The sequence below is a fragment of the Veillonella parvula genome (assembly GCF_048309325.1).
In the GTDB taxonomy this organism is placed as follows: domain Bacteria; phylum Bacillota; class Negativicutes; order Veillonellales; family Veillonellaceae; genus Veillonella; species Veillonella parvula_T.
Window position 1 is genome coordinate 19799 of record NZ_DBFBTX010000005.1, and the last position, 12093, is coordinate 31891.

At 38.3% G+C, this 12093-nt stretch carries 12 protein-coding genes; 9 read left to right on the top strand and 3 right to left on the bottom strand.

Translation table 11 applies throughout. The features are described 5' to 3' along the window. Window positions 1–26: 26 nt before the first annotated feature. The 5 genes from ACMKPP_RS04740 to ACMKPP_RS04760 all read left to right on the top strand — a co-directional run bounded on the left by ACMKPP_RS04740 (window position 27) and on the right by ACMKPP_RS04760 (window position 6140). The gene (locus ACMKPP_RS04740) at window positions 27–2042 is read left to right on the top strand and encodes an ABC-F family ATP-binding cassette domain-containing protein (RefSeq protein WP_418369352.1); all 2016 of its coding nucleotides are present in this window, start codon (window positions 27–29) and stop codon (window positions 2040–2042) included. Between the two features lie 132 nt (window positions 2043–2174). Then, window positions 2175–3644 carry a [FeFe] hydrogenase, group A gene (locus ACMKPP_RS04745; protein ID WP_008601602.1) on the top strand — a complete coding sequence of 490 codons (1470 nt, stop codon included), beginning with the start codon at window positions 2175–2177 and terminating at the stop codon, window positions 3642–3644. A 272-nt stretch (window positions 3645–3916) separates the two neighbouring features. Continuing rightward, window positions 3917–4546, top strand: a complete 630-nt coding sequence (locus tag ACMKPP_RS04750) for a DUF47 domain-containing protein (RefSeq protein ID WP_004697557.1) — start codon at window positions 3917–3919, stop codon at window positions 4544–4546. Then, complete coding sequence (locus tag ACMKPP_RS04755; protein WP_008601598.1) at window positions 4539–5537, top strand: inorganic phosphate transporter; 999 nt, start codon at window positions 4539–4541, stop codon at window positions 5535–5537. Before ACMKPP_RS04750 ends, ACMKPP_RS04755 begins: the two co-directional genes overlap by 8 nt. 429 nt (window positions 5538–5966) lie before the next feature. Further along, on the top strand, window positions 5967–6140 hold the full coding sequence (locus ACMKPP_RS04760) for a hypothetical protein (RefSeq protein ID WP_004697552.1): 174 nt from the start codon (window positions 5967–5969) through the stop codon (window positions 6138–6140). 232 nt (window positions 6141–6372) lie between these two features. On the opposite strand, the gene ACMKPP_RS04765 is transcribed toward ACMKPP_RS04760, so the two are convergent. Genes ACMKPP_RS04765 through ACMKPP_RS04775 form a run of 3 tightly spaced genes read right to left on the bottom strand, consistent with a single transcriptional unit; the run spans window position 6373 to window position 9179 of the window. Beyond that, window positions 6373–7377: an ABC transporter substrate-binding protein gene (locus ACMKPP_RS04765; RefSeq protein WP_101928799.1), complete on the bottom strand. Its 1005-nt coding sequence runs from the start codon at window positions 7375–7377 to the stop codon at window positions 6373–6375. Between the two features lie 21 nt (window positions 7378–7398). Continuing rightward, window positions 7399–8145, bottom strand: a complete 747-nt coding sequence (locus ACMKPP_RS04770; RefSeq protein WP_021148436.1) for an ABC transporter ATP-binding protein — start codon at window positions 8143–8145, stop codon at window positions 7399–7401. A gap of 26 nt (window positions 8146–8171) precedes the next feature. Further along, window positions 8172–9179 carry a FecCD family ABC transporter permease gene (locus ACMKPP_RS04775; protein WP_418369353.1) on the bottom strand — a complete coding sequence of 336 codons (1008 nt, stop codon included), beginning with the start codon at window positions 9177–9179 and terminating at the stop codon, window positions 8172–8174. Between the two features lie 270 nt (window positions 9180–9449). Between ACMKPP_RS04775 and ACMKPP_RS04780 the strand changes: the two genes are divergently transcribed. From ACMKPP_RS04780 to ACMKPP_RS04795, 4 genes are read left to right on the top strand one after another with little or no spacing between them, the layout of a single operon-like run. Next, window positions 9450–9905, top strand: coding sequence for a PTS sugar transporter subunit IIA (locus ACMKPP_RS04780; protein ID WP_004696688.1), 456 nt, complete (start codon window positions 9450–9452; stop codon window positions 9903–9905). Window positions 9906–9925: 20 nt separating this feature from the next. Beyond that, a complete protein-coding gene (locus ACMKPP_RS04785) occupies window positions 9926–10201 on the top strand; it encodes a PTS sugar transporter subunit IIB (protein ID WP_004696686.1) in 276 nt (91 codons plus the stop codon). A 31-nt stretch (window positions 10202–10232) separates the two neighbouring features. Continuing rightward, entirely contained in the window at window positions 10233–11600 is a 1368-nt protein-coding gene (locus tag ACMKPP_RS04790; RefSeq protein ID WP_004696684.1) for a PTS ascorbate transporter subunit IIC, read from the top strand. Next, window positions 11600–11995, top strand: coding sequence for a YbaN family protein (locus tag ACMKPP_RS04795; RefSeq protein ID WP_418369354.1), 396 nt, complete (start codon window positions 11600–11602; stop codon window positions 11993–11995). The genes ACMKPP_RS04790 and ACMKPP_RS04795 overlap by 1 nt, the downstream gene beginning before the upstream one ends. Window positions 11996–12093 lie beyond the last annotated feature (98 nt).

Here is a 12093-nt window from a genome sequence, read left to right on the forward strand (position 1 = left end):
ACAGAATCACAAAATAGGAGCGGAATATGAACGTTATTAGTTTACAAAATATAGAGAAATCATATGGTACAAGGCTGCTGTTTAAAGAAGTGAGTATGATTTTTACCACGGAAAAACGATTAGGTCTTGTGGGCATCAATGGAACGGGTAAGTCTACATTTCTAAAAATATTAGCAGGACAAATGGAAGCTGATAAAGGCACCATTGAGCGTAATGGTAAGGCTAGCATTTATTACTTAGCGCAGACACCTGATTTTGATGCGGAAGCTACTTTGCTTGAGGCCGTTCTTGATGGAAATCATCCTCGGTTGCAAATGGTAAAAGCTTTTGAACGTATTAGTCGTGAGTATCGCCAAATGCAAGAGTCTGGTAAAGACGATGCTAAAATATCTCGCAACTATATGAATGCATTGGAGCAAATGGATCAACAAGACGGGTGGCAGGTAGAGCAAGAGGCGCGCATTATTTTATCTAAATTGGGCTTTCCTGATGTGGAGCAAAAGGTAGCTATGTTATCAGGAGGGCAAAAGCGTCGTCTTGCATTGGGGCAAGCATTGCTATATCCATGTGATCTTTTATTACTAGATGAGCCGACTAACCATTTGGATGAAGATAGTATTGATTGGCTAGAGTCGTATTTGAGTGTACGTCAAGGAGGATTATTAATCAGTACCCATGATAGATATTTCCTCGATTCCGTATGTAATGGTATTTTAGAGCTATCAAATCGTCATATGTATCAATACGATGGCAATTATGAAGAATTTATTGCCTTGAAAGCTGATCGAGAGGCTCGTGAAGCTGCTACGGAAGAAAAACGACGTCAATTTTTAAAACGAGAAATCGAATGGGTACGTCGTGGTGCTCTGGCTAGAACTACAAAACAAAAGGCTCGTCTTGACCGTTACGAAAAATTAAAGAATATGGAGAAAACCCGTCGTCCGGATCAAATGGATCCTATTGCGCTGAAGACACGTTTAGGAAAAACCATCTTTGATATTGAGCATTTAGAGTTTTATTTTGATGAACGTCCTATGATTAAAGATTTTACCTATCACGTGGTACGCCATGATCGTATCGGTATAGTAGGACCCAATGGTGTTGGTAAGTCTACCTTTATGAATATCCTTGATGGCACCTACGAAGCGACGAGAGGCACTATTGGTAAAGGAGAGACCGTTCGCATCGCTCACTTTAAACAAGAGCTACCTGAATTTGATGAAGATATGCGCGTTCTCGATTATATTCGTGAGGGCCACTCTTATATGGTACTCGGTGATGGATCTACATTGAGCGCAGGACAAATCCTTGAGCGATTCCTTTTTACCCCAGAATTACACGGTGTACCGATTCGAAAACTCTCTGGCGGGGAACGTCGTCGTTTATACCTCTTAAAATTGTTGATGAGCGCCCCTAACGTATTATTGCTGGACGAACCGACGAATGATCTTGATATTCCAACATTGGAGGTATTAGAGGATTTCCTTGACTCCTTTAGTGGCGTCATCATCACCGTTTGCCACGATCGGTACTTCCTAGACCGCGTAGTGGATAAACTGTTTGTCTTTACCGGCGATGGGCATATTGAAATCGTTCATGGCTCGTATTCTGACTACAAAGATGCTCTTGATGAAAGTAGTGGCAGCAAGCGCCCATTCTATATGCCAAATGATAATATACCGGCTAATTCCAAAGCGGTACGAGTTGTAGAAGGTGGAGAGGCTGATAGCGATGACTCTGTTGATAATCAATCTAATAGGGTAGATACCCTTGGAAATGATAATGTTGTAGCTGGTGATGAAACAGATACTTTCAAAGAAATACCAAAGAAGGGTCTCAATAAAGCAGAAGAAGCGGAGTATGCCAAAATTATGGATGAATTGCCTAAGCTAGAACATTTAGTGAAGGGCCTCGATGTTATGATAAGCCAAGTGGCTACTGATTATGAAAAAATGCAGTCACTGATGGAGGAACGAGAAGAAACACAGACTCAAATAGATGCGCTCACTGAACGGTGGATGGAATTAGAGGAACGCCTATAACTCCTTTTATCATGCTATTTTTTAATATCTGCTATGCAAAGGAATTACGTGTAAGTTTATTGATAAAACTCACAATGTATAGTATAATTTCTACGATTAACGATAACAACGTTACCTAAGTAGGAGGAACTCATGAGTAAGTACCAATTTTTAGACCGTCGTGTGCCAATTGAAGACGGAAATATTGCATTAGTACAAGATTTAACTAAATGTAAAAACTGCTCCTTATGTCGTAAAGCTTGTGCTGTAGACATGGGTGTATTTGATTATTATGATTTAACAACAAATGGGGATCATCCAATTTGTATTCATTGTGGTCAATGTGCATCTATTTGCCCATTCGATTCCATTAATGAACGTTCTGAAATTGATGAAGTAAAAGCAGCTATTGCTGATCCTAATAAAATCGTCATTTTCCAAACTGCGCCTGCCGTACGTGTTGGTTTAGGCGAGGAATTTGGCCTTGAGGCTGGTACGTTTGTAGAAGGTAAAATGGTGGCTGCTCTTCGTAAATTGGGTGGCGACTATATTCTCGATACAAACTTTGGTGCGGACATGACTATCATGGAAGAAGCATCTGAGTTATTAGAACGCGTTATTAATAGTGATGCAGTATTGCCTCAATTCACATCTTGTTGTCCTGCTTGGGTTAAGTTTGCGGAAACATTCTATCCAGAATTCTTGCCAAACCTATCTACGGCTAAGAGCCCGATTGCTATGCAAGCGCCTACACAAAAAACATATTTTGCTGAAAAAATGGGCCTTGATGCAAAACAAATTGTTGCTGTTGCAGTAACACCATGTACAGCTAAGAAGTTTGAAATTCGTCGCGATGAAATGAATTCCTCTGCGGAATACTGGGATACACCAGAAATGCGCGATACAGACTACTGTATTACTACACGGGAACTTGCAAAATGGTTGCGCGCAGAAGAAATCAACTTTGATGATCTTGAAGATTCTGCTTTTGACCCATTGATGGGTGAAGCTTCTGGTGGTGGTATCATTTTCGGTAACACTGGTGGTGTTATGGAAGCGGCTATGCGTGCGGCTTACAAGATGGCGACAGGTGAAGATGCACCTCAAACATTGATTCCATTTGAAGCTATTCGTGGCATGGATGGTGCTCGCGAAGCAGACGTAGTGATTGGAGATAAAACATTACACGTAGCGGCAGTTCATGGTACAGGTAATTTGCGTAAGTTCATCGAACGCATGCGTGCAGAAAATATCCATTATGACTTTATCGAAGTAATGGCTTGTCGTGGTGGCTGTATCGGTGGTGGTGGACAACCACGCGTTAAATTGCCGATGGCTGACAAAGCTCGTGAAGCTCGCATTGCTTCCTTGTATACTCGCGATGCAGAAGTAACTGTAAAAGCTGCTTGTGATAATCCAGATATCCAAAAATTGTATGCTGAGTTTTTTGATGGCAAACCTATGAGCCACAAAGCACATCATATGTTACATACTACCTTTGTAAATCGTTCTGAAGATTTAGGCCCTAATGGCGCTTGTACGCCTGCTACATGCCCTACATCCGTACCTAATTTAAAAAAGGCGGCAGAGGCGGCTAAAGCGGCGGCGGAAGCTAATAGCTAAGAGTTGATGGTTATTAGTTAATAAAAAACACAAAGATAGCTAAGAAATATATAGCAGATAGTTGATATGTTAGTCAGCTATCTGCTTTTTATCTATTTTATATAGTGGAAATATGGTCAATAAAAGCTTTCACAGATGTAGATTCTATATATGCCATATACGCATAGGGGTTAAAATATAGAGATTGGTAAATTGGTTTAGGAATTACCTGTAGTATGCTATAATTAAATTGTTATTATAGAAGCAATCAATACTGGTTCGGGAGGATCTTCATGGCTTTTAAATTAAAAGGAAAAGAAGAAAAATTTTTCAGTATTTTGGAAAAGCATGCTGCACTAACTTATGAAAGTGCGGAAATGATGGAACGCGTGTTTAAGGGGGATATCTCTAAGGAAGAGGCATTTCTTGAAATTGATACAAAGGAAAAAGCTGCCGATGAATTAGTAAATGAAACTGTAGAGCGTTTGCGCAAAACATTTATCACTCCAATGGATCGTGAGGATATTCAGCTTTTGATTGACCAACTGGATACTACATTGGATAATATCAAAGAAATCATGGATAAAATGGTTATGTATCACGTTGGCAAACCAAGTGATGGTGCTATTCGCATGAGTGAAATTGTTGTTAAATGCGTTAAGCATATCAACAAATCCATTGGTTATATGGGTAGTCTTAAAAAGGATCATGTGAAGGTAGAGGGGCGTGTTCACCAAGTATTGAAACTTGAGTCTGAAGCGGATAATATTTATCATGAAGAAATGGCTAAGCTCTTTACAGAGTGTACAGATCCAATTGAAATTATCAAATGGAAGGAAATCCTTAGCGCTATGGAAGATGTAATCGATGGCTGCGAAGATTTGGTTGGTACATTCCGCCGGGTAGTATTGAAGTATGCTTGATGCCCATTATTTAGTATGGCTAGTTGTATTTTTAGCATTAGCCTTTGACTATATCAATGGCTTTCATGATACGGCGAATGCCATTGCCACATCCGTTTCTACACGAGCTATTGAGCCTAAAAAGGCAATTATGATGACCGCTGCTCTAAATTTTTTGGGTGCAATGGTTAGTACAGGTGTTGCAAAGACTATCGGTGGTGATATAGTAATGTCGCCATCTCTTATCGATAGTGGTATTATTTCTGCAGCCCTTATCGGTGCCATTACATGGAATCTTTTAACCTGGTATTGGGGAATCCCAAGTTCCTCATCCCATGCTTTGATTGGTGGTATCATCGGTGCTGTGGGCTGGTCTGTAGGATTTGACGCGTTGAATGAGGCGGGGATTTTAAAAATCTTTTTGTCTCTTATTTTATCTCCGATTGTAGCCATGATTGGTGGCTATATTGTGATGAAAGTATTGTTGCTTATTTTCGGTAGATTTTCTCCGATTGCTTTAAATGATCGATTTAGATCCATGCAAATTGTATCAGCAATTATGATGGCATTTTCTCATGGCTCTAATGATGCACAAAAAGCGATGGGGATAATCACATTAACCTTACTTAGCGGTGGTTTCATCGATACATTAGATGTACCGATTTGGGTAAAACTTTGTTGTGCTACTGCAATGGCTATGGGTACTGCTGTAGGCGGTTGGAAAATTATCTCTACAATGGGTACCAAGATTTTCAAACTAGAAACTATTAATGGGTTCGCTGCTGATTTAAACTCGGCGATTACTATTTTTACAGCTACATTCTTACATTTGCCTGTAAGTACTACACATGTAGTAAGTGGTTCTTTACTAGGTGTAGGCTCTTCTAAACGTATTAAAGCCGTTAACTGGGGGGTAGCAAGATCTATGGTTATGGCTTGGTTTGTAACGATTCCATTATCTGGCATCGTTGCCGCTATTGCTTATGAAGTAGGTCACTTACTATTTGGCTAATTCATATACTTTTTATTATAGTAAAAAAGACTGCAAACGCAGTCTTTTTTGTTTATCAAAATATTCTTCCTATATTGTCATATTTATAAATAATTTGCTTTTCTATTTTAAAATTCTATTTACTATATGTGTACGTGATAGTATCTAAATAGTCTAAAAATATAGAAATAAACTGGTTTGTAAATACTATATTCTATAAAAGAGATTTATCTATATTTGGCAACATTAATGTTACAATTCAAGTTGAATAGGGGAAAATACTTATAAATATGTGTTTTGTTGATTATGCATTTTACTAATAAATGAAGTTTATTACTAATTTATAAGCTGTTAAGAGGTTGTTTAAAGTGAATGGCTATTGCATACTTATGTATCCGAGGTTATACTATCGGTAGAAGGAGTATTTCAAGTGAAAAGTGAGGTATGTATATGGCATGGGGTGGATCTAGACGCGGTGCCGGGCGCCCACGTAATCCTATTAAACGTATTGGTAGAACCTTTCGACTCAGTGATGAAGAGTTTCTTTCGCTAAAGCCATTGATCATGGCTATTAAGGCAAATAATGATAAACGATATAGGCAACAATATAGTCGAGAAGTATAAATAATCAGGCATTGTCACAGCATATACAATTTAATACATTTTAAATCTATTTTACAATAATTCATTATTTCTAAATCTTTCAACTACAACACATCTTTACTCTCTAAACAATATGCTGTGTGCAATACAAGTAGTACGAAAAGGTCCCAATTCATTTGAATTGGGACCTTCTTCGTTATATATAATATACAAAACATATTACATATATTACTCTATATCTTGTTATATTAAATTAGTCTACTTTGATGCCGTGAATTTCTTCGGCTAAACGTTTTAAAGCATCGACGGTACGTACACCAGGTGTGATTTCAGAAAGTTTTACACGAATGAAGTGACCTTCTTTAACGGCTGTGATGTCTTGAAGTTGAGGGTTAGCCTTGATTTTTTCAATTTTTTGTTGGAAATCATCGTCGTTGCGGATAGAATTGCCATAGTCAGCGATAATAATATAATCAGGGTTTTGTGCAATTACTGTTTCCCAAGAACCTTTAGCCCATGTTTTATCAACGCCTAAGCCGCTCATTACATTATCAGCACCGATAAGTTTTAAGATGTTAGTAGTATAACCTTCGAATGCTGTGAATGGTTGACCGTCTTCAGAGTCATAAATGAAAATGCGTTTACGAGGTAAGTCTTTTAGTTTATCCTGGATAGCTGCCAATGTTTTACGTTGACCTGAAACCCATTCTTCAGCTTTAGGTTTTACGCCGAAAATCTCACCCAATTTAATCATGTCGCTGAAGTTGGTTTCTAGGTCAGCCTTAGTAGATAACATGGATTCAGGGATCCAAATATTAACCTTTTGGGAAATCATTTTATCTGCAGGAATGGCTCGTTTGCTGAAAGAATCAGGCCATCCCGTAGCAAAGTCAGGCTTTACGGACATGAATACTTCATAGGAAGGCCATTTATCAGATAATACTTTTACTTTGTCGTAAGCCGCTTGTAAAGGTGGGTAGATTTCTTCTTCTTTGAAAGCCGTCCCAGCCATTTTGTCTTCAAGGCCTAATTGTAACATCATTTCCGTTGTTGCTTGGGACATGGACACTGCATGAGTTGGGGCAGATTTTACGGCAAAGTCTGTTTTTGTACCGTCAAATGTTTCACTCCATGTTACAGAGGTCCCGTTATCACCTGTAGTTTTTGTAGTATCAGAACCACAACCAGCAATAGCGAATGTAGCACATGTCATTGCGATTAATAATAATTTTTTTGACTTTCTTAAATTCTGAAACATAGTAAGTCCTTTCTTTACTAATTAATAATATAAATGATAGCGCCCTTCATCCCAAGAGGTTTTGAAAGGAACTTCAAAAATTGGTTCAAGAATTTCAGGTGTGAGCACTTCGGTAGGGGAACCTTCTTTTAGGATAGTTCCGTTATTCATGATGACTATATGATCGCAATATTGAGCCGCTAGATTCAAGTCGTGAAGGACTACAATCGTAGTGCCTTTAAAAGCCCGTAATTGTTCCATTAGCGCCACTTTGTACTTCATATCTAAATGATTAGTAGGTTCATCTAAAAGAAGTATTTGAGGTTTCTGGGTTAAGGCTTTAGCAATGAATACGCGTTGCTTCTCACCACCTGATAAATGATGAATTTCTTCATTTGATAAATGGGTGATGCCTACTTCATTCATATAATGCTCTGCAATTTTAACATCCTCAGAACTATAGGTGCCAAAGTGTTGTTTGTACGGATACCGGCCCATGAGAACGATATCTTTTACGAGAAAATCATCGATCATAGCGTCTCTAGATTGTGTTAAGACTGCTACCAATTGAGCAAACTCGCGACCTTTATAAGACTCTAAAGGTTTTTCGTTTAATGTGATTTTGTTTTTTGATGGATGAAGTCGATATAGATGGCTAAGTAGCGTAGACTTACCACATCCATTTGGTCCAATTATGGCTGTTATTTTATTGGTAGGAAATGTTACAGAAATATTCTTTAACACTTCTTTGGTTTCATAAGAAAAAGACAGCTGATTAATTTGATACATAGTATCTCCTATAGATATGATATACACTAACCATTGTGTTTATAACGATTCATGATAATCCAAATGAAGAGTGGAGCCCCCAATAAAGATGTAAGCACACCAATAGGGATTTCTTCTGGACTGTAGAGTGCTCTCGATAATACGTCTGACCAGATCATAACGATGCTACCTATGAGTGCACTAAATAGTAATGTATGTTTATGTTTAGGTCCGCCTATAATCCGAGCAAGGTGAGGGATGATAAGGCCGATAAAGCCAACTACACCAACCTTTGATACTAGTGTGGCAATCACAATAGAGGATATGATAACGATGCTTAATTGTAACTGCTTAACGGAAAGCCCCATTTGTGCTGCTTCATGATTACCGAGTAGCAACACATCAAGGTCTTGATTGAACATATAGATATATAGCATAAATAAGATTACGATGATTGCTGTTAATGGTAAATCACCCCATTGTATGCCCGCAAAGCTGCCAAGTAGCCAAAACATGGCACTTCGCACTTGAGCTTCGTGTTTGGCTCCGTAAATAATCATCATCGTTAAGGCTGAGAATACACCAGTCATACCCATACCTATGAGGATAAGTTTTACGGGGCTGTTGCTTTTACCAACACATAAGAGGACTAATATAATTGAAAGTGCTGCGCCTAGGGCCGCAAAAATAGGCGTATTGTACTGACCTAAGAATGGTAGCCCACCCATGATAATAGCGAAAACGGCACCTGTGCTTGCGCCAGAAGAAACACCTAATACATAGGGATCTGCGAGGGCATTGCGTGTGACAGTTTGCATTAATAGACCTACAAGTGATAGACCTATACCTGTTAGAACAGAGTAAATAAGTCGTGGTAAGCGGATATCTGTAATAATCGTATCAGTCATAGATGCTGTAGTATTTGCATCAATCATAGACATAAGTGCTGAAATAATTTGGTCTAGAGAAATGAATTTAGCGCCAAACTGTAAAGCTGTTACTAATGAAATACAGAGGATTAGACATAGTACAAATACTTTTACCGAAGTCTGCATAAAATCTCCTTATTCTATTTTTTATTTAGGTAGTCTAATTCTTATCTAAGTATAGAGAATTTTCAATATATATACAATATTAATACCTGTATAGGTATTATAAGTATTATAAGTATTATAAGTATGAGGATTCATTAAATTATAAATAGCAAAATCTTATGTTAGTTTTATTCATTTTTATAAGTTCATTGTTATTTTGATATATGAAAAATTTATTATAATAGCTATAATAGAACTATATGTACAGAAGTACGTTTAGGAGGTGTTAGTTTGATACAAGATTTATTATCTGAGGATAATGTATCCTTTCATTATCCCGCTGAGACGTGGGAGGATGTTATTCGTCATGGTGGTCAACTGATGGTTGATGCGGGTTTTACGGATCCATCTTATACAGAGGCTATGGTTGAAGTAGTTCGCGAAATGGGCCCATATATCGTATTGGCTCCAGGTCTTGCTATGCCACATGCTCGCCCAGAACATGGTGCAAAGCGTGTAGGAACGGCTTTGGTGACATTGGAAAAACCATTGAATTTTGGCAGTCCTGATAATGACCCTGTATCTGTCGCATTATTCTTATGTGCTCCCAATAAAGATGAGCATATTCAATTGTTAACAGATATTGCTACTTTATTTGAGGATGAAGAATTCTTAGATGCGGCTGTTGACTTTGAAAGTATCGATGATGTTCAAGCATTCCTGGCAGAGCATTTAGACGAGCAATAAACATTTAGAAGGAGGCAAGTATGATTTCTGTATTAACTGTATGTGGTAATGGTATTGGTTCTAGCTTGATGTTAAAAATGAAAATTGAAGAAATTTGTGCTGAAAATGGTATCGATGCACAAGTTGAATCTATCGATTTTAACGCGGCTCAAGGTCGTAAGGCAGATCTCATCGTAACTGTAAAAGAGTTGGCTGAACAATTTGACGATAAAAATGTTGCTATTGTTCGTAGCTATATTAATAAAAAGAAGATTACAGAAGATGTCCTTGAAGCATTAAAACAAGCTGCTCAATAATATGTAACAATTATATATAGGAGGTAGTGCCATGGAAATGGTATTAGAGTTCTTGCGTGATGTGCTGTCTCAACCGGCACTTTTGATTGGTATTATGTCATGTATAGGCTTGATCGCCTTGAAACGTCCGTTTCATAAAATAATGACAGGCACATTAAAGCCTATTCTTGGGTATTTAATGTTAGCTGCAGGTGCAGGTGTTATCGTTAGCAATCTTGACCCATTGGGGAAGATGATTGAACACGGATTCCATATTACTGGTGTAGTGCCAAATAATGAAGCTATCGTAGCTGTTGCGCAAAAGGTACTTGGTGTTGAAACAATGTCTATTCTTGTTGTAGGCTTATTGATGAACTTATGTATTGCACGTTTCACCAAGTTTAAATATGTCTTTTTAACAGGTCATCACAGCTTATTTATGGCATGCCTTATGTCTGCCGTACTTGGTACAGCAGGTTTATCTGGTATGGAACTCATACTTGTAGGTGGTTTCTTAATGGGGGCATGGTCTGCTATTTCTCCGGCTATTGGTCAAAGTTATACATCCAAAGTGACAGATGGTGATGAAATTGCCATTGGTCATTTTGGTAGTTTAGGCTACTATTTATCGGCTTGGGTTGCTAAATATGTTGGAAAAGCTGAAGATAGTACAGAAGATATTGAAATACCTGAAAAATGGGGTTTTTTACGTGACTCAACATTATCTACCGCATTGACTATGATTGTATTCTACTTAATTGCAGCTTTTGCGGCTGGTTCCGAGTTTGTAGCCACTTTATCTGGAGATATGAGCCCATATTTATACGCTGTTATGAGTGCTATGAACTTTGCTGTTGGTGTAACAATCGTATACTCTGGTGTGCGTATGATCCTAGGTGATTTAATCCCTGCATTCCAAGGCATTGCTACAAAAATTATCCCTAATGCAATTCCAGCTGTAGATTGTGCCGTATTCTTCACCTATGCTCCAACTGCAGTGGTATTAGGCTTCCTTAGCTCCTTTATTGGTGGTATTATCGGTATGCTTATCCTTGGTGCTGTAGGTGGCGTATTAATCATTCCTGGTCTTGTGCCACACTTCTTCTGTGGTGCTACAGCAGGTATTTATGGCAATGCTACTGGTGGCCGTCGTGGTGCAGCAGTAGGCGCTTTCCTAAATGGTTTGGCTATTACATTCTTGCCAGCTTTGGCGTTGCCAGTTCTTGGTCAATTAGGCTTCCAAAATACAACCTTTGGTGATGCGGACTTTGCCGTAATGGGTCTAGTATTAGGTAATGCTTATGAATGGGTAGGTATGGCAGGTATTTATGGCATTGTAGCTATTGCCGCTTTAGTACTCATTGTTCCTAACTTTATTAAAACAAAGGGTAAAGTTATTAACTACGTAGAAGAGGATTAATGAAAACAACTGAGCAACATCGTAATCTAGTTGTTCGATATGTATTCCTGACTATTGGGGCCATAAGTTTTGCCCTTGGTACAGCAGGTATCGTACTACCACTATTGCCAACGGTTCCTTTTTATATGCTAACGTTGTTTTGTTTGGCTCGTGGATCTGAACGACTCCATAAAATGTTTTTGGCGTCTAGTTTATATCAAAAGACTGTTGCTGCTTATGAGCGCGATAAAGCGTTAACGTTGCGGACAAAGTTGTCCATTCTCGTATCTGTTAGTGCCATAATGGCCATTGGTGCCTATTTCAGTCAAGATATGCCTATTGCCCTTGTGGTTATGGGCATTGTATGGGTCGCTCATGTCATAGCATTAGCTTTTATTATAGAAACAAAAAAATAGTAATTTATATCCGTAGTTCTGAATATAGCCTCATGAATTAAATTCTTCTAGTTTAATTCATGAGGCTTATTTTATAGTAACTTAGCATAATTCCTAGC

Bases quoted from the DNA above. Each gene is read 5' to 3' on its own strand.
- ACMKPP_RS04740 (WP_418369352.1), top strand. From the start codon at position 27: ATGAACGTTATTAGTTTACAAAATATAGAGAAATCATATGGTACAAGG.
- ACMKPP_RS04745 (WP_008601602.1), top strand. From the start codon at position 2,175: ATGAGTAAGTACCAATTTTTAGACCGTCGTGTGCCAATTGAAGACGGA.
- ACMKPP_RS04750 (WP_004697557.1), top strand. From the start codon at position 3,917: ATGGCTTTTAAATTAAAAGGAAAAGAAGAAAAATTTTTCAGTATTTTG.
- ACMKPP_RS04755 (WP_008601598.1), top strand. From the start codon at position 4,539: ATGCTTGATGCCCATTATTTAGTATGGCTAGTTGTATTTTTAGCATTA.
- ACMKPP_RS04760 (WP_004697552.1), top strand. From the start codon at position 5,967: ATGGCATGGGGTGGATCTAGACGCGGTGCCGGGCGCCCACGTAATCCT.
- ACMKPP_RS04765 (WP_101928799.1), bottom strand. From the start codon at position 7,377: ATGTTTCAGAATTTAAGAAAGTCAAAAAAATTATTATTAATCGCAATG.
- ACMKPP_RS04770 (WP_021148436.1), bottom strand. From the start codon at position 8,145: ATGTATCAAATTAATCAGCTGTCTTTTTCTTATGAAACCAAAGAAGTG.
- ACMKPP_RS04775 (WP_418369353.1), bottom strand. From the start codon at position 9,179: ATGCAGACTTCGGTAAAAGTATTTGTACTATGTCTAATCCTCTGTATT.
- ACMKPP_RS04785 (WP_004696686.1), top strand. From the start codon at position 9,926: ATGATTTCTGTATTAACTGTATGTGGTAATGGTATTGGTTCTAGCTTG.
- ACMKPP_RS04790 (WP_004696684.1), top strand. From the start codon at position 10,233: ATGGAAATGGTATTAGAGTTCTTGCGTGATGTGCTGTCTCAACCGGCA.
- ACMKPP_RS04795 (WP_418369354.1), top strand. From the start codon at position 11,600: ATGAAAACAACTGAGCAACATCGTAATCTAGTTGTTCGATATGTATTC.